Origin of the sequence: uncultured Microbulbifer sp. (genome assembly GCF_913055755.1) — a bacterium.
Lineage (GTDB): Bacteria > Pseudomonadota > Gammaproteobacteria > Pseudomonadales > Cellvibrionaceae > Microbulbifer.
Genome location: NZ_CAJXKH010000012.1, coordinates 22560 through 43049 on the forward strand (window position 1 = coordinate 22560; position 20490 = coordinate 43049).

19 protein-coding genes are annotated in these 20490 nt (G+C 59.2%); 9 read left to right on the forward strand and 10 right to left on the reverse strand.

Annotated features, from left to right (window positions below; genetic code table 11):
* Window positions 1–56: 56 nt before the first annotated feature.
* The 7 genes from QZ511_RS04130 to QZ511_RS04160 form a co-directional block, all read right to left on the reverse strand.
* Window positions 57–932 (reverse strand): hypothetical protein, encoded by an 876-nt coding sequence (locus QZ511_RS04130; protein ID WP_295799358.1) that lies wholly within the window; start codon window positions 930–932, stop codon window positions 57–59.
* Window positions 933–1452: 520 nt separating this feature from the next.
* Complete coding sequence (locus tag QZ511_RS04135) at window positions 1453–2367, reverse strand: hypothetical protein (RefSeq protein WP_295799360.1); 915 nt, start codon at window positions 2365–2367, stop codon at window positions 1453–1455.
* A 12-nt stretch (window positions 2368–2379) separates the two neighbouring features.
* Window positions 2380–2925, reverse strand: coding sequence for a hypothetical protein (locus tag QZ511_RS04140; RefSeq protein WP_295799362.1), 546 nt, complete (start codon window positions 2923–2925; stop codon window positions 2380–2382).
* 21 nt (window positions 2926–2946) lie between these two features.
* Entirely contained in the window at window positions 2947–3813 is an 867-nt protein-coding gene (locus QZ511_RS04145; RefSeq protein ID WP_295799364.1) for a CsgG/HfaB family protein, read from the reverse strand.
* Window positions 3814–3904: 91 nt separating this feature from the next.
* Entirely contained in the window at window positions 3905–4333 is a 429-nt protein-coding gene (locus QZ511_RS04150) for a curli assembly protein CsgF (protein WP_295799367.1), read from the reverse strand.
* The gene (locus tag QZ511_RS04155) at window positions 4333–4797 is read right to left on the reverse strand and encodes a curli production assembly/transport protein CsgE (protein ID WP_295799370.1); all 465 of its coding nucleotides are present in this window, start codon (window positions 4795–4797) and stop codon (window positions 4333–4335) included. Before QZ511_RS04155 ends, QZ511_RS04150 begins: the two co-directional genes overlap by 1 nt.
* A gap of 4 nt (window positions 4798–4801) precedes the next feature.
* Window positions 4802–5395, reverse strand: a complete 594-nt coding sequence (locus tag QZ511_RS04160; protein WP_295799372.1) for a helix-turn-helix transcriptional regulator — start codon at window positions 5393–5395, stop codon at window positions 4802–4804.
* Between the two features lie 336 nt (window positions 5396–5731).
* Here QZ511_RS04160 and QZ511_RS04165 point away from each other — a divergent pair, with 336 nt between their 5' ends.
* The 8 genes from QZ511_RS04165 (at window position 5732) to QZ511_RS04200 (ending at window position 14116) form a co-directional block, all read left to right on the forward strand.
* On the forward strand, window positions 5732–6835 hold the full coding sequence (locus QZ511_RS04165) for an HlyD family efflux transporter periplasmic adaptor subunit (protein WP_295799375.1): 1104 nt from the start codon (window positions 5732–5734) through the stop codon (window positions 6833–6835).
* Complete coding sequence (locus tag QZ511_RS04170; RefSeq protein ID WP_295799379.1) at window positions 6832–7803, forward strand: ABC transporter ATP-binding protein; 972 nt, start codon at window positions 6832–6834, stop codon at window positions 7801–7803. The genes QZ511_RS04165 and QZ511_RS04170 overlap by 4 nt, the downstream gene beginning before the upstream one ends.
* A complete protein-coding gene (locus QZ511_RS04175) occupies window positions 7800–8924 on the forward strand; it encodes an ABC transporter permease (protein WP_295799381.1) in 1125 nt (374 codons plus the stop codon). The genes QZ511_RS04170 and QZ511_RS04175 overlap by 4 nt, the downstream gene beginning before the upstream one ends.
* 256 nt (window positions 8925–9180) lie before the next feature.
* Window positions 9181–10614 (forward strand): hypothetical protein, encoded by a 1434-nt coding sequence (locus QZ511_RS04180; protein WP_295799384.1) that lies wholly within the window; start codon window positions 9181–9183, stop codon window positions 10612–10614.
* On the forward strand, window positions 10614–11249 hold the full coding sequence (locus tag QZ511_RS04185) for a VWA domain-containing protein (RefSeq protein WP_295799387.1): 636 nt from the start codon (window positions 10614–10616) through the stop codon (window positions 11247–11249). The genes QZ511_RS04180 and QZ511_RS04185 overlap by 1 nt, the downstream gene beginning before the upstream one ends.
* Before the next feature lie 258 nt (window positions 11250–11507).
* Window positions 11508–12290 (forward strand): glycerophosphodiester phosphodiesterase, encoded by a 783-nt coding sequence (locus QZ511_RS04190; protein ID WP_295799390.1) that lies wholly within the window; start codon window positions 11508–11510, stop codon window positions 12288–12290.
* Window positions 12291–13214: a glycerophosphodiester phosphodiesterase gene (locus QZ511_RS04195; RefSeq protein ID WP_295799394.1), complete on the forward strand. Its 924-nt coding sequence runs from the start codon at window positions 12291–12293 to the stop codon at window positions 13212–13214.
* Window positions 13211–14116, forward strand: coding sequence for an MBL fold metallo-hydrolase (locus tag QZ511_RS04200; protein WP_295799397.1), 906 nt, complete (start codon window positions 13211–13213; stop codon window positions 14114–14116). The genes QZ511_RS04195 and QZ511_RS04200 overlap by 4 nt, the downstream gene beginning before the upstream one ends.
* Window positions 14117–14335: 219 nt before the next feature.
* Here QZ511_RS04200 and QZ511_RS04205 read toward each other — a convergent pair whose 3' ends face one another.
* Complete coding sequence (locus QZ511_RS04205) at window positions 14336–17437, reverse strand: efflux RND transporter permease subunit (protein ID WP_295799400.1); 3102 nt, start codon at window positions 17435–17437, stop codon at window positions 14336–14338.
* A gap of 65 nt (window positions 17438–17502) precedes the next feature.
* A complete protein-coding gene (locus QZ511_RS04210) occupies window positions 17503–18666 on the reverse strand; it encodes an efflux RND transporter periplasmic adaptor subunit (RefSeq protein ID WP_295799403.1) in 1164 nt (387 codons plus the stop codon).
* 244 nt (window positions 18667–18910) lie between these two features.
* Between QZ511_RS04210 and QZ511_RS04215 the strand changes: the two genes are divergently transcribed.
* On the forward strand, window positions 18911–19549 hold the full coding sequence (locus QZ511_RS04215; protein ID WP_295799406.1) for a TetR/AcrR family transcriptional regulator: 639 nt from the start codon (window positions 18911–18913) through the stop codon (window positions 19547–19549).
* A gap of 174 nt (window positions 19550–19723) precedes the next feature.
* Here QZ511_RS04215 and QZ511_RS04220 read toward each other — a convergent pair whose 3' ends face one another.
* The gene (locus QZ511_RS04220) at window positions 19724–20485 is read right to left on the reverse strand and encodes an ABC transporter permease (protein ID WP_295799410.1); all 762 of its coding nucleotides are present in this window, start codon (window positions 20483–20485) and stop codon (window positions 19724–19726) included.
* Window positions 20486–20490: the final 5 nt, after the last annotated feature.

Consider the following 20490-nt stretch of genomic DNA (forward strand, 5'->3'; position numbering starts at 1 on the left):
CCACTGGCTTCCCAATAGAGAATGGGTGACACAAGGCGCCACCCATCTTCCAGCGTTTATTGCATTACATGTGCTGTGTTGAACAGTCCGCCTTGAACCTGCATGGAGGAATCCAAGACCCCTACCTGGTGCGAATCAGCGTTGTTGCCGATTCCAAGCTGGATTTTGCTTGCGCTCAGGCCAATACCGTACTGGGTTGTCGATGCGGTATTGCAGGCACCGATCTGCAGGGTTGTCTGAGTGTTGTACAGGCCGAACTGGGAAACGTGTGCATAGTTGTCGAATCCGAACTGGGTAACATTGGACATGCTTTTCTCGCCGCCCTGGGCCACATTCGCCCTGTTCATCACGCCAATCTGCAGGATTGTGGATTCCAGGTGGTCGCCGTATTGCTCGGTATTGGACTCGTTGCCATAGCCGTACTGGTCCGTATCCGCGATCGAGTTGTAGCTGTATATCTGTGTGGTGTGCTGGTAATTGCCTTTCCCGTACTGCGAGGAATAGGCGCGATTACTTTCGCCTCCATGCTGGTCAACATACGAGTAGTTATGCTCGCCGTCCTGATTGGTAAACGAATGGCTTTCCTCTTCGTATAACTGGATAGTGCTGGATACGTTGTAATACCCGATCTGTTTGGTGCGGCTGACGTTGTCAAAGCCACCGTGCTGTTCGTCATAAACGCCGTTCAACTTCCCTTCTTGAATCTGGTAAATCTTGCTCTTTGCCTCATTGCTCTGGGAGGCAAGGGCGTGGTTCAGCGCGCCGTATTGTTCCTGATCAATTTTGTTGGTCCAGGTATCGGGGCCAGTCTGGTAAGCGTGCGCTTCATTGCCAAAGCCATACTGGTCCTGATAGGTCACGTTTTCTCCGGCCAGCGCGCTGCCACTGATGGCGACAAGCACTGCTGTGGCGATGGGGGTAAACGTCTTCATAAGTTGCTCCTTTAACTTCCCGACGTTAAATGGTCAGCGTTCATCTGCTGATTCTGGATGGTACTGACGCCAGTACCGCAGCCGTTGACTGGCAGGCATAACGCTAAACTCCCTGCGTACCTGCACAACCAACTCTGTGTGCGCGAGCGCTCCGGCATTGATGTGGATAAAAATTGCTCCAAGTGATCAATATGCGATCGCTGCGGGGGTAATTTTTGTAGTGAATCGAGGGAAGCGCTATAGGAGGTAAGTCACTAATGCCTAGGAAAAAAGTACAATTTTTAACCAGGGGTTTTTTCGGCTATCGATCATTCAATATCCAAACCGAAAAGGTTCGACGGAAACATGCGTTGCCTTGAGTGATTTGTCGGAAATGACTTGCCGGGAATGAGAAGGATTACGGGGGAAGAGCTAATTCAAAAAGTCTGTGGAAATCTATGCGCTTTGTGGAATTCGTTTCGCAAATTTGGAGTGAAACCGGCGTCGGCCTATTGAATGATTCTCACCGCAACCACGGCGCTTACTGGGTCAGGGAAACGCTATTGCCGTGGCCATACTGGGTAACGATTGCGCTGGAGGATATGCCGATCTGGGAAATAGAGATAAGGTTGAAGCCGCCCACTTGATGGATCATGAGCTGGTGACCGCCACCGAGTCCATCTGCGCCGCCCTGGTGAATCGACGTGCGATTGAAATAGCCGTCTTGATTTAAATCAATTGCATTGTACGCGTCTTCCTGGACAATCTGGTTCCGGTTGCTGAAGCCGTCCTGAAGAATATTGTTTTCGTTTACATACCCGTTCTGAATATTTGTCGAGCGATTAAACGATCCCGATTGGACCGTGAGTGCCAGATTTCCGTGACCACTCTGCTGCGTATCTGCTTCGTTGTCGCTTCCCGTCTGCTGGATGAACGCTTTAGCGTAATTGCTGTTGTACTGGCTAACGGATGCCGAGTTCAGCACGCCTTTTTGCGACAGCTCCGCCAGGTTTCCCGCCCCCAGTTCCTGCACGGCCACCGCATTGTTGTAAAAACCACGCTGTCGGGTAGTCATCACCCCGGAGAGGGATGCCGCCTGAATACCGGTGGATTCATTGAATGCGCCAACCTGATAGATTGCAATCGCGTTGTTGGCGCCGTATTGCTGCTGTGAGCTGGCCGAATTCAGGTCCCCTTGCTGAACCTGGGTAACGCTGCTGTTGGATTCGCTTTGCTGGGTCGCCTGTGCCTGGTTGAACTCGCCATCCTGCGTCAACTGGATGGATTTGTCTGTGGAGTTTGCCTGCTCCTGGTCGAGTATGTACAGGATACCGGAAGGTGCTTGCGCAGCGCCGCGGGATACTTCCTGGGCACTGATGGCACCACTGGTGGTCACGGTGCTCACTGCCATCGACAGGGACACACAATACAGCGGGTTGTAGTTTCGGGTTTTCATTTTTTCTAATGCTCAATCGTACTGCTTGACCACGGTGGTCAGGGCCGCACCCTTTTGTGTCACTTCTGTGTGAAGACCGTTGCCGTTCTGGTAGATGCTGACCTCGTTGAATGCGCCCACCTGTTTGACCGTTGCCGAGTTTTGCATACCGAATTGAGAAATGTTTGCGTTATGCCCATAGCCGGTCTGTTCCAGCAGAATCAGGTTTTCGTAACCGATTTGCAGCAGCGCGGCGATATTGACCTCACCATGCTGTGAAGTGATTACGGTATTTTTACCGCCAGACTGCGTCACCAGCAGCAGGTTTTGTCGCCCCTCCTGGGAAAGGGCGAGGTAGTTGACTACGCCAAATTGCGCGGCCTGTACATGATTCAGGCTGCCTTGCTGGTAGATATTGGCGATGTTGGCCGCGGAGGCGCCGCCGTACCGTTCCAGCTCGCCGGCCATGGCAAGTTCGGATTCTGCGTCGAATTCCTGGGCGACGGCCCGCAGGCCGAATGCCGCCAGGCACGATGCCGTCAGTAGCGCCGACCACCTGGTTAGGGGAATAGCACGCATTGTTTGGCTCCGGGGCGGGGGTTACATGAAGGTTGTGGGTTCGTTCAGGTAATACTGAATAACCGGGTTATTGATTTCTTCCGGGTTCTGTAACGCCCAGGAGTTATTGATGATTCCTTCACTGATGAGGTGGATGACAGCGGATTCCATCGCCGACAGCGTGGCGAGCTGGGCCGGTTCATTGGTGGTGGTGCCGACCTCAACTTCCAGAAGCCGCTTGAATTTCACGTAGCGAAACACATCTGCGCTGATCGCCTTCGAGTACACGGTCTTGGAGGTCAGTACTGTGTGTAATACCCGGCCGGAGCGAATGTCGACTGCGCGCAAATTCACCGTGACCTGATCGACGCGGTACTGCTCGTCTGCACCGATGCCAAAGTAGCGCGCGCCGGCGCCACCGGTGCGGATGTTGCTGTCGTAGGCGACTATGCCACCTTCCAGCAGGATATTGGCCGCCACCAGGGACGGCAGCATGACATTGTTTTCCGGAGCGTCGGGCTTGGCCAGCGCCGCGCGAATGATTTTGCGCTCGGTCAGCAGGTTTTGCAGGCCTTCCCGCTCCAGTGGAATGAACCAGCCGGAGTCACTCAAAACATCCATCAACATGGATGCGGCACCCTGGGTAACCGCGGTGGAAAAGCTGCTGGCGGGGGATGGCTTGTACTGGCCGGTTTGGTCCCTGAAACTGTAGACCGCGGCGAGAATCTTGCCCTTGGGTTGAGGGAGGTTCTGCAGGTCCCGGTAGGTGTTGTTCCGCGGGGTCAGAATGGCGTCCTGTTTACCGGTTCCGAATAGGGCATCGCCTGTGCTTTTGACCATGGTGCAGCCGCTTAACGCGATCGATAGCGCCAGGGCGATGGTCGCAATACTGTGACGTTTAAATTGCATCACGTGTGCCTCCAGTATTATTCGAGATTATTCAGGGCTCTGGGGTTCGCCTGATAATTGTTATATGGCCGATATACGTAGAAATAGCTGGCTAGTTGGTGGGGTTTAGTCCGCTGACAATCACCTCCGCTGTATCCCCGGTTTCCCGGTCTGTAATCAATACACTGAGCACGCCATCGGTATCGACGATCTGCACGATGAAGTCGTCTGTGATCAGTTCACCGCTGTTGCCGTTGCCGACATCGGTCAGCAACTGGTTGAGTAGCCTGGTTTCCAGTGAGTCGGTAAAGCGGTCGAGCGCGCTGGGTTGTTCGTACAGGTCTGACAGGCTGTCCGGGTCCTTGTTGTCGTCCTGGGACTGGGCATTGGATAAGAGGTAGGTGCCGTTGAGCGGGTTACCACCAAAATTCGGGTTTACCGGCTCGTAAATCAGCTCGCTACCGAAGGCAGTGGTGCCGTACAGTGCACACAGCGATAACGCTGAGATCAGTGGCACGGAAGGCAGGGTTATTCGCTTCATTAAAATTCATCCTTTCCTAGATCAAAGTGATCGGTCAGTGCCTGGCGCACTTTTTCCTGAAGTACCATTTCATGGATCATGGTTGCGGCTTGTTCCGCCAGTGCCTTGATGTTGTTGGTGCTGGGACTGATAAAACGCCGAAATACCGTTTCGTTGTTGTAGGTTATCCAGATCAGGTTGCCCCAGCGCGCGGAGGGGCGCTCCCTGATGGTGAGGTTGTAGTCGCTGTCCGGATAGTTCAGGTTGCGGTATTCGCTCATATAGCGCGCGAAGTCGTGCCCGGTTCTGGTGATGGTCTGGTCCACGTTGAAGCCGCTGATTTCATCTTCGATGCGGCCGCTGTTGTAATCCTCCCGGGGGGCTTCCAGGGCCTCACCTTCGGCTTCCACTGTCTGCGCGCCGGCAGTACTGGCGGCACACAGGCCCAGCAGGACACATCGCAGGAGACAGAGCAGGCGCGTCATACCCCTATATCCTTTCCGCCTGCAGGTGGAGTTTGGCCCAGTTGCTGGCCTGCAGGCGGTTCTTTACCCCGATCTTGCGAAAGATGTTATACATATGGTTTTTGACGGTGTGCTCGCTCAGGTGCAAACGGGCAGCAATGACACTGTTAGCCTCGCCATTGGTCAGTTCTGCCAGTATTTCCTGCTCCCGCTTGGTGAGCATTGGCCGCCCGCCGGCAGCCGTACCGCCGGCGGCGCTGGCATTCTGGATGGCCAGCCCGAGCCTGGTAAGCAGCTCTTTCTGGTTGCTGCGATTATCGGAAAGAAACAGGAACTTTCGATCGTTCAGTGGCTGCCGGATATGGTGAGGCAGGTCCGGCGGGAAGTTGATCAGGAAAATCCTGGGGTGATCCATGGACTTCAGGTGGTTGAATACCGCGCTCTGGGTATTCTTGGGTGTCAGGGGGAAGCCATCCACCACAATGGCCTCATAGTTCTTCAGACAGTGCTGCTGTTTGCCTATTTCAGATTTTTCCCAATTGAAGGGGAGCGACTCGGATACGAGTGAATACAACAGCTCCCCATGCAGGCCGGAATCGCTCAGAAAGAGAATCGGCATAGATGACCCCATTTTTGTTACTGATGTCTCAAGTGAGGTTTTCGATTTGGTACAGCCTGGATTTTCTGGTGCACCAGGATTTTTATGATCTCGACAAAAATCACCTTGTGGTGAGGGAATAAGTTTTCTTTGTGGGCGTTGCGCCAGTCTGATTAAGTCGAAAATCTCATTCTTTGAGAAATTTGTATGGAGTGTAGACGTGATTAATACTGGTGCAGGTAAATTAAGTGACAGAGATTCATGATTTTTTGAAGTTAAGGGATCTATTTTTAAGAAGATGTTTTCCAGAAAAATATGGTTTTAGAATTTTTTGGGATATTCGATCCGGAGACATTTTTGTCTCGTAAGTGCCGCTTCCGCGCGGTTGTGGCTGCTCTGGTTGGCGTATTCCTCATGCTCGGTGGATGTGAGGCGCGCCGCGATACGGCACTGGGCACCCTGGAGTGGGACCGGTTGGCAATACCGGCACCGGCGGCGGAAAAAATTGTCCGCATCCAGGTCCGCGAGGGACAGCAGGTGACAGCCGGGGAGGTATTGCTGGAGCTGGACCCCGCCCGAACCCGTGCACAACTTGAGGCCGCGGAAGCGGCGGTAGCACGCCAGCAGGCGCAACTGGACGAATTGCAGGCCGGGCCGCGCATCGAGGAAATTGAACGCGCCAGGGCGAACCTTGCCGCGGCCAGGGCGGAGGCGGTGGACCGCCAGGCGGATTACCGGCGCCTGCAGGATCTCGGCAGCAAAGACTTTGTGTCAAAGTCAGATATCGACGGCGCCCGGGCGGCGGCGGAAAGTGCCCAGGCCCGGGTGCGCGCTGCACAGGAACAGTTGAAGGAACTGCAGCGGGGCTTTCGCTCGGAAGATATCGACCAGGGCCGGGCCGCGCTGGCGCAGGCGATCTCGGAAGCCGCGGCGCAAAGGGTATTGCTGGATAAACTGACATTGCGCGCCCCGCGCTCGGGACTGGTGGACAGTATTCCCTTCAAGCTCGGAGACCAGGCGCCGGTCGGCGCATCGCTGGTGGTGATGCTGGCGGGGGATACACCCTACGCTCGGGTCTACGTGCCGCAGCCAATGCGCGCACAGGTGCGGCGCAACCAGCGGGCGGATGTTTACCTCGATGGTAGCGAGACTGCCTATCGCGGTCGGGTGCGCCTGGTGCGTGACACGCCGAGCTTCACTCCCTATTACGCATTGACCGGAGACGACGTGGCGCGACTCAGCTATGTGGCGGAAATCCAGCTGCAGGAAAATGCCTCAGGCCTGCCCGCGGGCCTTCCGTTGCGGGCAGAATTTCTTGCCGGCGGTGCCACTGCCAGCACCAGCAACGAGAGCACGGCACTGCCCGGTTACGAGCCGGAAAATCCCCCGCAGGTGCCCGCAACCGCCGACGACACTATTGATGTGCCGGGCGAGCCCGCTGCGGAAGAAAGCATCAAATGAACACGGCGGAAAAGCAGGCCGCGGAGATCGCAATCCGCGCCCGGGGCCTGACAAAAACCTTCGGCAGCCTGACCGCGGTGGATAATTTGGACCTTATCGTGAGACGCCGACAGATCTACGGTTTTCTCGGTCCCAATGGCTCCGGAAAGTCCACCAGCATCCGGATGCTGTGCGGGCTGTTGACGCCCACATCCGGGGAAATTGAAGTGCTTGGCCTGTCCATTCCCGCAGAGGCGGAGGCACTGCGCCAGCATATCGGTTATATGACCCAGCAATTCTCCCTGTTTGCCGATCTCACCGTGCGGGAAAACCTGGAGTTTCTCGCCGCGGTACAGAATATTCCCCGGCAGCAGGCGAAAACCCGGATCGGGGAATTGCTGGAAGAGTACCATTTCACTGATCGCTCAGAGCAGCTCGCCGGCACCATGAGCGGCGGCCAGAAGCAGCGCCTGGCGCTGGCGGGTGCGGTGATCCACAAACCGGAATTACTGTTCCTGGATGAGCCCACCAGTGCGGTCGACCCGGAGTCGCGGCGGGATTTCTGGGAGAAACTGTTTGAACTCACCGACGCCGGCACCACCATCCTGGTTTCCTCCCACTATATGGATGAGGCGGAGCGCTGCCACCGGCTGGCGATTCTCGACCGCGGCCGGCTGGTGGCCGATGGCTCCCCGGCGGAGCTGATGGCGGACCTGGAAGGGCGCACATTACTGGTGGAAACCGACCACCAGCGCCAGGCCAAGCAGGCCATTCTGTCGGTGCCGGGGGTAATCAGTGCGGCACAGATTGGCAACAGCCTGCGGATACTGGGTGAGCGGGGTCAGGGCAGCGCCGATAGTGTGCGTGCTGCCCTCAAATCCGCGGGCATAGCGGGCCGGGTCAGCGAAACCGAGCCCAGCCTGGAAGACGTGTTTGTGGCGGTCACCAACCAGCAGCCCGAGCGCGCGGATGCCGGGACCGGTACGTGAAATTCCGCCGCCTCTACGCCGTGCTGATCAAGGAGTTTCGCCAGATGCGGCGGGACCGGATGACGCTGGCGATGATTATCGGCATCCCGATCATGCAGCTGATCCTGTTCGGCTACGCCATCAACCTGAATCTGCGCCATCTGCCGGCGGCCATTGCCGACGAGGCCGGTACCAGTGCCTCGCGCCAGCTGATAATGGATATGCTCGCCACCGGCGTCATCGAGCCGGTGGCAGATGCGCGCACCCCGGAGCAGTTGATGGAACTGCTGCGCCGGGGGGAGATCAGCGTGGGGGTCGCGATCCCCTACGACTACGAGCGCCGCCTGGCCACTGGTGATGAGGCGGTACAGATTATGGTGGATGGCAGCGACACCGTGGTGCAAAGCGCGGCGGCACAGCTGGCGCAGATGCCGGTGGTGGCGCCGCCGCCGGAAAACAACACCAGCCTCCCCGACCGCCAGGATTCCATTCCGTTGCCCCGGCGCAGCATCAGTATCGTCAGCTTCTACAACCCGCAGCGGGTATCGGCGATCAATATCGTGCCCGGTCTGATCGGTATCATTCTCACCATGACCATGGTGATGTTTACCGCGGTGGCGATTGTGCGCGAGCGCGAGCGGGGCAATATGGAGCTGTTGATTGCCACCCCCGTGAGCAGTGCGGAGTTGATGGTGGGCAAGGTGTTGCCCTACGGGCTGGTGGGGCTGGTCCAGACCAGCCTGATTCTGTTGCTGGGGACCTGGCTGTTCTCGGTGCCGATTCGCGGCAGCCTGGTGGATGTGTATATCGCCGCGCTGTTGCTGATTGTCGCCAACCTGGCCATGGGGCTGCTGATTTCCACCCGCGCCCAGTCCCAGTTCCAGGCCATGCAGATGACCTTCTTTGTGTTTCTGCCGTCCATTCTGTTGTCGGGGTTTATGTTTCCGTTCGACGGTATGCCGAAGGCTGCCCAGTGGCTGGCGGAGATACTGCCGCTCACCCACTTCCTGCGGCTTATTCGCGGGGTAATGTTGCGCGGTGCGGGGATCTTCGAGCTCTGGCTCGAGCTGGTGGCGCTGCTGGTGTTTATCGTGGTGATGATGACCCTGGCGATACTGCGCTTCCGCAAGCGCCTGGACTGACTGGCGCAAAAATCACCTGCAGGTGAACTTTCCTGCCAAATGGCCCTCCATTCACCTGCTACCTGGTACTTTTGCCCGCATAACTGTGACGGTCAGCGGGAAACCGGTGCCAACTGTTGGTAGCATGCGGGAGTCTCTCTCTAATTCTTACCCGGTGGCGGGGGGCGCCACCCATTCCATTGGCTCCAACTGGACTGATGTCGGGTCTGTACAAAAAATAACTGTTGCTGCAAGACAGCAGGGAGGAAGTTGTACCATGGCCGAGTTATTCCACAGCATGCCGCCGTGGTTGTGGTTTGTTGTAGCGCTGGTTGCGCTGTTCCTGGCGCGCAAGCCCGTTCACCAGGGAATCTATTCCCTCGCGCGCTTCTTTCACCATTCACTGCGCCTCGGCGCCAATGCCGTGGCCGCCGCGGAGTCGCGCCTGCAATTGCGCAACCGCGAGGTACTGCTCGCCGCCGGGCGGGAAGCGACCGAGCGGCATATCGAGCGCGAGTTCGACCGCATCGAACACGCGATGAAAAAGGAGCTGGCGCAGTACCCGGCGCTGCACCGCAAGCTGTGCGAGCAGCTGACCGCCATCGACGAAGACTATGTGCGCAGTTCCGAGGTGCCGCCGGAGCCCACCAACTGGGCCAAGGCGATCAAGGCGGTGGCGGAGATCCCCGCCAAGCAGGATCCGGTGGTCAGCGATGTGCTGGAGACCATTCACGGTTCCATGCGCAAGGCCGAGGCCAAGGCGCTGGAGGCCTACCGGGAATCCGCCCGTGAGCGGCACCAGTTACTGAAGCGGATGATGCCGGCCTGGCGTTCCATCCTGAAAAGCCTGGGCAAGGTCAACAAGACGGTGACCGCGGTACAGCAGCGCTCTACGGTAGTGGACGGCCATATGGACCGCTACGAGGAAATCCTGCAGAGCAGTGACCGCGCCCAGCGTATGCTGTCCTCGTCCTCTCTCAGCCAATTTTTTATCTCGGCCTTTGTGCTGGCCATCGCCGTGGGTGGAGCCCTGATCAACTTTCACCTGATCGCGCGGCCGATGACGGAGATGGTGGGCGGCACCAGTTACATCGGCAGCTTCAAGGTGGCCGATATTTCCGCGCTGGTGATTATCCTGGTGGAGATCACCATGGGCCTGTTTGTGATGGAGTGCCTGCGGATCACCCGGCTGTTCCCGGTGATCAGTGCCCTGAGCGACAAGCTGCGCACGCGCATGATGTGGGCCGCATTCACCCTGCTGCTGTTCCTCGCCACGGTGGAGGCGGGCCTCGCCTTTATGCGGGAAGTCCTGATGCAGGAAGACCTGGCGGTTAGTGCCCAGCTGCGCGGCGAAGCCGTGGCCGCTGCGGGTGGCGATGTCTACTGGATCACCACGGCGGCGCAGATGGGCATGGGCTTTATCCTGCCGTTTGCGCTGACCTTTGTGGCGATTCCTCTGGAGAACTTTATCGCGTCTTCGCGCACGGTGATTGGCATCCTCGGCGCCTTCCTGCTGCGCCTGGTTTCCGTGGTGTTGCGTCTGGCCGGCACCGGGCTGCTGCGCGCCGGCGCGATGCTGGTGCGAGTTTACGATATCGTGATCTTCTTCCCGCTGTGGCTGGAAACGGGCTTCCTGCGCTGGCGGCAAAAGGTGGCGCAGCAGAATGCGGTGAATACGGAGAAGGCGCTGCAGGAGGCGAAAAAGTCGTGATGAAAAAGCTGATCACCCTGTCAATTTTCCTGTTGCTGTCCGCCTGTGGTGAGCCGGTGGCGCGCAATCAGGGGATATACATGCTGATTGATACCTCCGGCACCTATACCGAGGAGCTGGACAAGGCGCAGCAGGTTATCAATTACACCCTGGCGAAGATGAACCCGGGTGATACTTTCGCGGTGGCGAGTATCAATACCGGCAGTTTTAGTGAGAAAAATATCCGGGCCAAGGTTACGTTTGACGACCGGCCCAGCATCACCAACAAGCAGAAACAGGCGTTCCAGCAGTCCATCCAGCAGTTTGTGGACGAGGCGACGCCGGCTTCCTATACGGATATTACCGGCGGCCTGCTACAGGCGGTGGAATTCCTGAACGAGAAGCAGCCGGGCTCGAAAACCATTCTGATTTTTTCCGACCTGAAGGAGGAGATCAAGGAGGGCTATAACCGGGATGTGCCGCTGCAGCTGGATGGCTTCAATCTGGTCGCCCTCAACGTCACCAAGCTGCGTACGGACAATTTGGACCCCAATCAGTATCTCGGGCGCCTCGAGGAGTGGAAGCTTAAGGTCGAGCAGAGTGGTGGTCGCTGGCAGGTGGTGAATGACCTGGAACGGTTGGAAAAAATCTTTTGATCAAGTGGTCTTTTAATCTGTATTAACTTGCAGCGAAGGCGCCGATGCCGGGTGCAGTCTTGCGAGACCTTCGAAAACAGGGACGTTTTCGAAGAGCCCCCAGGGATGGGTTTACGGCGTGTCTCGCAAGACTGTACCCGGTAGCGGTGCCGCCACTGGAGTCGTTCGTAGCACCTGCTCCGGACTCTGACCTTGCGATAAGGCCTAATTGTTACCGGGAGCGTTTTTTTACCCGTGATGCATTCAAATGAGTGGTTGGTGACGAACAAAAGGCGTCCGCTGGTAATTTCTCACGGTGATGAGTCTGGATACGGTCTGTATCCCGGCAATACCATGCTCTACCTGCGCAAGATGGTGGAGCTGGGAGTGGACGCGCTGGAGATGGACCTGAATCTTACCGCGGACGGGCACCTGGTGCTGATGCACGATGGCCAGCTGGAGCGCACCACCGACGGCCGTGGCGCGGTTGTGGATAAAACTCTCGCGGAATTGCGCAGGCTCAACGCCGCGTATAACTGGTCCCGCGACGGTCACACATTTCCCTATCGCGACGACCCGCAGTGCCCGGTTACCATCGACGAGGTGTTCGCCGAGTTCCCCGAAACGCCGATGATCATCGAGCTGAAAAACAACGACCCGCGCGCGGCGCGGTCTCTCGCCCAGTCCGTTGCGAGGGCCGGGCGGGCGTCGCGGGTGGTGGTGTCTTCGTTTCACCTCAACGTGATCCGTGAATTCCGCAGGCTGGTCCCGGAAGCTGCTACCGGGGCGACGCTGCCGGAAGCGCTGCTGTTTTACCTCGCCCAGTGCCTGCACCTGGAGCGGTTGCTGAAGCCCGCTTACACCACCATGCAACTGCCCGAGCGCTATTACGGTTTGCGGGTTTACACGCGCCGTTTTGTCGCCGCTGCGCGTCACCTGGGGCTGCATATTTCCGTGTGGACTGTCGACGATGTGGAAAACATGGAAAACTATATCGACCTCGGCCTGGACGGGGTTGTGACCAACAGGCCGGACAGGCTGCTTTCACTACTGGGTGCCTGAATGCTCAAGAAACTGTTGTTCTTTCTGCTGTGCGCGTTGCTGATATTTATCGGCTGGCGCTGGCTCGTTGCGCGGCCGCCGGTAGATACCGGGTTGCAGTATCCGCAATACCCGCTGGGCGGTTATCGCCGGCCGCTGGTGATTGCCCATGCGGATGACTCCGGGCAGGGGCTGTATCCCGGCAATACCCCGGTGTTCCTGCAGCAAATGGCGGAGCGCAAGGTGGATGTGCTGGAGATGGATGTGCACGCCACTGCGGACGGTGCGCTGGTGCTGATGCACGATGCCACCGTTGACCGCACCACCGAGGGGGAGGGGGCAATCCGGGAGTTGTCCCTGGCGGAGCTGAAAAAACTCAATGTGGCCTACAACTGGTCGCGGGATGGCGAGACCTATCCCTACCGCGACAACCCGCAGCGCATTCTCACCATTGATGAAGTCTTCCAGACCTATCCCAAGTACCCGATGGTGATCGAGCTGAAAACGCCGCAAACCGAAGCCGCGCTGGCGCTGTGTGACAGGCTGCAGGCATTCAACAAGAGCAATCAGGTCATCGTCTCCTCATTTCACCAGCAGGCCATCGATGCCTTCCGCGAGGCCTGTCCCCACGTGGCCACCGGAGCCGGGTCCGACGAGGTGAAACTCTACGCCCTGGCCTCCAAGCTGGGCGCCTTCCGCCTGCTCAGTCCGCGCTACCAGGCGCTGCATATTCCCGTGGAGTACGACAGCATTACCCTGATTACGCCGGAGGCGGTGAAAAGTGTTCAGGATCACGGAGTGCGGATCGATGTGTGGACCGTGAATGACGAGGCGGAAATGCGCCGGCTGATTGAAATGGGTGTCGACGGCATCATGACCGACAGGCCGGATCGGCTGTTCAGGGTAATCGAAGAAGTGCACGAATATCAGGAGATGAATCAATGAAACGGAAACGTCTGTTACGGATCGCGGGTTGCGGATTGCTCGCGCTGGCCGCCTCCGCCAGCTGGGCACAGCGGGATTTTTCCAAGGTGGAAATCCAGTCGCAACAGGTAGCCGACAACCTGTATATGCTCACCGGCGCCGGCGGCAATATTGCCTTGTTTGCCGGTGACGACGGCGCGTTTATGGTGGACGATCAGTTCGCACCCCTGAGCGACAAGATTCTCGCCGCGGTCAAAAATATTACCGACCAGCCCCTGCGCTTCGTGGTCAACACCCACTGGCACGGCGACCACACCGGCGGCAACGAAAATATGGGCAACACCGGCGCATTGATCGTCGCCCATGAAAACGTGCGCAAGCGCATGAGCACGGAACAGTTCACCAAACTCTGGAACCGCACCACCCCCCCGGCACCGGCAGGCGCGCTCCCGGTCATCACCTTCACCGACGCCACCACCTTTCACTGGAACGGCGATGATGTGCGGGTACAGCACGTGGACCCGGCGCACACCGACGGCGATTCCATCATCATTTTCAAGAAAGCCAACGTGATTCACATGGGGGATACCTTCTTTAACGGCAGCTACCCCTATGTGGACCTGTCTGCGGGCGGTTCCATCGATGGCGTGATTGACAATGCCAGCCGCGTACTGAAACTGGCAGATGACAAAACCCGGATCATCCCCGGCCACGGCCCGCTGTCAGACAAAAAAGGCCTGCAGCAGTACCACGACCTTATGGTTCGATTGCGCAACAAGATCAAGACACTGGTAGACGCCGGCAATACCAGGGAACAGGTCATTGCGGCCAGGCCCACCCGGGAGTTCGATGAGCACTACGGGCAGGGTTTTATGAAGCCGGATATCTGGACGGGGATTGTTTACGACTCCCTGAGCCAGTAATAGCTGGCCCGGTTAAGGCGCTCTGAGTCGGACCCGGTGGCGGTAGCGCTGCCGGGTGCAGACTTGCGAGACACGCCGTGAACCCATCCCTGGGGGCTCTTCGAAAACGTCCCTGTTTTCGAAGGTCTCGCAAGTCTGCACCCGGCATCACTACCTTCGCGGCAAGTTCAGAGCACTAAATCAGCCACCGGGCTTGTTCAGGGCTCCGTTCCGAGGGCCTCAGCTAAGAGCGCTAGCACTCGATGGGATTTTTTCCTCCAAATTACCAGCCTCTGTTTCTCTGACCCGATACCAGGCCGCATACAGCGCCGGCAGGAACAGCAAGGTCAGTGCGGTGGCCACAATCAGCCCGCCCATAATCGCCACCGCCATGGGCCCGAAGAAATCACTGCGTGAGAGCGGGATCATCGCCAGCACCGCGGTCAGTCCAGTGAGCACAATCGGGCGGAAGCGCCGCACCGTGGATTCCACAATCGCATCCCACGGCTTCAACCCCTGCCGGATATCCTGCTCGATCTGATCCACCAGAATCACCGAATTGCGCATGATCATCCCCGCAAGGGCAATGGTGCCGAGCATCGCCACAAACCCGAACGGCTGGTTGAACAGCAGAAGGAACAGGGTGACGCCGATAATGCCCAGCGGCGCAGTGAGAAACACCATTGTCGACAGCGAGAAACTGCGCAGCTGCAACATCAGCAGGGTAAGTACCACCAGAACAAACAGCGGCATACCCGCGTTTACCGACGCCTGGCCGCGGGCGGACTCCTCCACACTGCCGCCGATCTCCAGCAGGTAACCCGGCGGCAGGGACTGCTTGATGTCCGCCAGCTGCGGCCAGATTTCGCCGACCACGGTGGCGGGTTGCTGCTTGCCATAGATATCCGCGCGCACGGTGACCGTGGGCAGGCGGTCGCGGTGCCAGATGATGCCTTCCTCGAAACCGTAATCGAGCGTCGCTACCTGATTCAGTGGCAGGTTGCGTCCGGATTCGGTCTGCACCGCCAGGTTGCCGAGCTGGGCCAGCGCAATGCGCTCGCCGGGTTCGCCCCGTACCTGCACCGCAATCAGCTCGTTGTCTTCCCGGTACTGGCCGACCGAGGTTCCGGACAGGGAGCCCTGCAGCGCGCGGGAAAGCTCGCTGCTGTTCACTCCCAGTGCGCGTGCGCGTTCCTGGTCCACATCCAGCCGCACCACCTTGCTGGGTTCCTCCCAGTCCAGGTGCACATTGGTGACCGCAGGATTCTGCTGTACCTTCGCCGCCACCTCGCGGGCGATCTCGCGCACATCCCGAATGTGTTCACCGGAGACCCGGAACTGCACCGGATAGCCCACCGGCGGACCGTTTTCCAGGCGCGATACCCGGGTGCGCACCGCGGGGAACTGTTCGTGCAGGGTGCTGATCAGCCAGCTGCGCACGGCTTCCCGCTCGTCAACGGAACGGGTCATGATCACGAATTGGGCAAAGCTGGCGGCGGGGAGCTGCTGGTCCAGCGGCAGGTAAAAGCGCGGCGAGCCGGTGCCCACATAGGCCACATAGTTTTCCACCTGCGGGTTCTGTGCCAGCAGGGTTTCCAGTCTTGCCGCCTGCTGTTCCGTCGCCGTCAGCGAGGCGCCCTCACTCAGCTTCAGGTCCACCATCAGTTCCAGGCGACCGGAGGAGGGGAAGAACTGCTGCGGCACGAAGCGGAACAGTGCCAGCGAGCCGACAAAAACCAGCACCGTGAGTGCAATCACGGTTTTGCGGTAACGCAGGCACCACTGCACCAGCGCGCGAAAACGCTGGTAAAAAGGTTTACTGTAGGGATCGTGCACGGCGCCACTGCTGTCGTGGCGGGCCAGGTTGGGCAGCAGTTTGTCACCCAGGTAGGGCACAAACAGCACCGCCGCAACCCAGGACGCCAGTAGCGACAGGGTGACCACCTGGAAAATCGAGCGGGTGTATTCCCCGGTGCCGGACTCGGCCGTGGCAATGGGCAGAAAACCCGCGGCGGTGATCAGGGTGCCGGTGAGCATGGGAAACGCGGTGCTGGTCCAGGCGAAGCCGGCGGCCTTGATCCGGCTCAGTCCCTGTTCCATTTTGATCGCCATCATTTCCACCGCGATGATGGCGTCGTCCACCATCAGCCCCAGCGCCAGTACCAGCGCGCCGAGGGAAATCTTGTGCAGGCCGATGCCGAAGTAATTCATCAGCGCGAAGGTCATCGCCAGCACCAGCGGAATCGACAGCGCGACGACGAGACCGGTGCGCAGGCCCAGGGAGAAAAAACTCACCAGCATGACGATGGCCAGCGCTTCTGCGAGGACCTTGAGGAACTCGCCCACCCCGCGTTTGACCGCTGCGGGCTGGTCGGAAACCTTGCGCAGCTCCAGTCCCACCGGCAGATCTTGCTGCAGTTCGGCGAAGGTGGCATCGAGGTTTTTGCCCAGCTGCAGGATATCCCCGCCCTGTTTCATGGAGACCGCGAGGCCGATGGCATCCTCGCCCATAAAGCGCATGCGCGGTTGCGGCGGATCGCTGAAGCCACGGTAAATGTCGGCGATGTCGCCGAGATGCAGGGTCTGGCCCGCGGCGCGGATGGGGAATTTGCGGATCTCCTCCACCGAGCGGAACTGGCCACTGACGCGCAGGCGCACGCGGTCGCTGCTGGCTTCGACAAAGCCGGCGTCGGCGAGGCTGTTCTGTTGCTGCAGCGCCCCCTGCACCGCCGCCAGGGAGATACCCAGGGAGGCGAGTTTGGTGTTGGAAATTTCCACCCAGATGCGCTCGTCCTGCAGCCCCAGCAGTTCCACCTTGCCCACGTCCGCAACCCGCTGCAGTGCCAGCTGCAGGCGCTCGGCGTAATCCTTCATCAGCGCGTAGTCGAAATCCTTGCCGGTGAGCGCGTAAATATTGCCGAAGGTTGTGCCGAATTCGTCATTGAAGAACGGGCCCTGGATATCCGGTGGCAGGGTGTGGCGGATATCGCCGACTTTTTTCCGCACCTGGTACCACAGGTCCGGGATTTCACTGGAGCGCATGCTGTCGCGGGCCACGAACATCACCTGGGATTGCCCGGGGCGGGAGAAGGAGGTGATGCGCTGGTACTCGCCGGTTTCCAGCAGTTTCTTTTCGATGCGCTCGGTCACCTGGCGGGAAACTTCCTCGGCGGAGGCGCCGGGCCAGACGGTATTCACCACCATCACCTTGAAGGTAAATGGCGGGTCTTCACTTTGTCCCAGTTGGGTATAGGAAACGGCGCCCAGTACGCTGAGCAGGATCATGGCGTAGAGCACCAGGGGGCGGTTGTGTAACGCCCACTCGGAAAGATTGAATCGCATGGTCTTGGTTCCGGCTGAAACTGCGCTTGAAGGAAATGGCGAAGGGGACTGGCTGGCCGGGACTATCAGAGTCCCAGGGCCAGGTCCGTGCCAAATTCGATGGGGCGGTTGTTGCGGTCCACCGGCCTTACCCGCTGGCCTTCCCGCACCAGCTGGGTGCCGGCGGCGAGGATCCAGTCGTCCGCACGCATATCGCCGCGCACCAGTGCGGTTTCTGCGCCGTAACTGCTGACCGCCACCGGAACCCGGTGCAGGGTGGAGGTCTCGCGGTCCAGTTTCCAGATATGCGCACTGCCGTTATCCGCGGTCACTGCCGCCATCGGTACCGACAGGGTGCGTTGCTGCTCACCGGCGTGAGCATCGCTGTCGCCGCCACCCTGGATATACACCCGGGCGCTCTGGCCCAGCTCGGCGCCGGCATCGCTGTGGTTGAACGCGACGCGGGCCTCAAAGGTGCGCAGGGTGCTGTCTGCGGCGGGGGAGATTTCGCGGATCTGGCCGGGAAACGGTGCGCCGGGCCTGGACCACAGTTCCAGGGTGACATCCTGGCCCACCCGGAACTGGTCGATCTGCTGTTCCGGCAGGTGAATGTGCACTTCCCGTTCGCCGTCCACCGCCAGGTGAAATACCGCCTGCCCGGGGGAAACCACCTGGCCGACCTCGATCATGCGCTGTGTAACAACGCCATCGCGGGGGGCCCTGAGGGTCGCGTAGTCCACCTGGTTACTGGCGACTTCGAGTTGTGAGCGGGCGCGGGTCAGCTGCGCCGCGCTGGCGTCGAGGCGGGTTTGCGCCGCGTCGAACTGGGATTCTCCCACCAGCTTGCGTTCAAATAACGTGCGGAAACGGTCGGCTTCGCTGCGGGCGTTGCGGTGCTCTGCCTGCGCTGCTGCCAGCTGCGCCCGGGCGCTGTCCCGCTGCAGCGCCAGATCCTCTGCGTCCAGCGTTGCCAGCGCCTGGCCCTTTTTTACCCGGTCACCTTCCTGCACCAGCCGCTGGGTGACTTCGCCGCCGACGCGAAATGCCAGCGCCGGTTCGTGGCGGGCGCGCACCTCACCGGGATACACCGCGGTCTGGCTGCCGGAGGCCTTGGGCTGTACCACAATGGCGGGTTTGGGTGGGGTCTCGCGGCTGGACTCTGCCGGCGAGCAGGCCGCGAGCGCGAGTATTGCCGGCACCGCCGCAAGCAGTGCGAAGGCGCGCCGGGAGCGGGTCACTACGGGTTTCATGGACACCTCTTTCCTTGTGTTTTCGGTGGCTGCGGTGAAATTGACGCCATGGTTCTGGCTCCGGCGTCGAACTGGTACAGTGGTACGGCTGGTTCCCCCGTGTGGTTCTTTGCGCCGGGGGAAGCCATAAATGCTATACTGGCGAGTATAGTAATTATATTAAACTCGCGAGTCCACTAATTCGGTGGATGTTATACCGTGCGCCACATCTGCGCGGGCAACGCGGGAGCAACACGAGCACACCATGTCCGAACAAACCCTGCCCGGTGCAACCCGCGGGCGCCCCAAGGATCCCGCCAAGCGGCAGGCCATTCTCGAAGCGGCCAAAGAACTGTTCCTCACCCGTGGCTTTGCCGGCACCAATATGGATGCCGTCGCCAGTGCCGCCGGGGTATCCAAGCTGACGGTGTACAACCACTTCTCCGACAAGGAGACCCTGTATATCACCGCCATTGAGGCCAAGTGCGAAAACCTGATGCCGCTGCCGATGTTCACCCTGGAACCGGGCGGATCGGTGGCGGAGACGCTGCAAAGCATCGGCGAAGCGTTTCTGGAGATGATTTACAGCGAGGACTCACTGCGGCTGATGCGCCTGATCAATGCCATCGGTGCGGAGGACCCGCAGATGGCGCAGCTGTTCTACGAGGCGGGGCCGCAGCGCACCCAGAATGCCCTGGCGAACTTCCTCGACCGCGCCAATGCGCTGGGGATGCTAAGGGTTCCGGATACACTGCATGCGGCGGAACTGTACTTCGGCATGTTGCAGGGCGGTTGCCGACATATCCAGATTATGCTGGGTTGCTGTCCCACCCCGGGCAGAGAGGACAATCGCGAGCATGTTGCGGAGGCGGTGCGGGTTTTTACGCACGCCTATGGGAAGTGAAATTTATCCTGGCCAATAGCGAGTCACCAGGCTGAGAAGGTGGCGGTATCAAGGGGCGCTTTGCGGGACCGTCTGCGGCCTGGATGGCCGCAGCCGAGCCCCCATGGATGGGTTTACGGCGTGTCCTGGAAAGCGCCCCTTGATAGCGGCACCGCCACTATGACTTCTAGTTCCTCAGGTCCGGATCTTGTAACCGCTGCGGAAAATCCACCACACGCTGAGCATGCACAGCAACAGAAACAGCAGGGTCATGCCCAGGCTGATACCCACATGCACATCGGCGACCCCGTAAAAGGCCCAGCGGAACCCACTGATCAGGTAGACCACCGGATTGAACAGCGTCACCTTCTGCCAGAATTCCGGCAGCATATTGATGGAATAGAAAGCGCCGCCGAGAAAGGTCAGCGGCGTGATCACCATCAGCGGAATGATCTGCAGCTTCTGGAAGTCGTCCGCCCACACACCGATGATGAACCCGAACATACTGAAGGTTACCGCGGTCAGCACCAGGAAGCTGAACATCCAGATCGGGTGCACAATTTCATAGTCCACAAAGAAGCGCGCGGTAATCAGAATCAGAAGGCCGATAATCACCGACTTTGTTGCCGCCGCGCCCACGTAACCGGCCACAATCTCGAATGCCGATACCGGCGCGGAGAGCACCTCGTAGATGGTGCCGCTGAATTTGGGAAAGAAAATCCCGAAGGAGGCATTGGAAATACTCTCCGACAACAGTGACAGCATGATCAGGCCGGGAATAATAAACGCCCCGTAACTCACCCCCTCGATATCTCCCAGGCGGCTGCCGATGGCGGTGCCGAATACGATAAAGTACAGGCAGGTGGAAATCACCGGCCAGGCGATGCTCTGCATCAGGGTGCGCGCGGTGCGGGCCATTTCGAATTTGTAGATGGCGCGGATGCCGTAAATATTCATTTTTC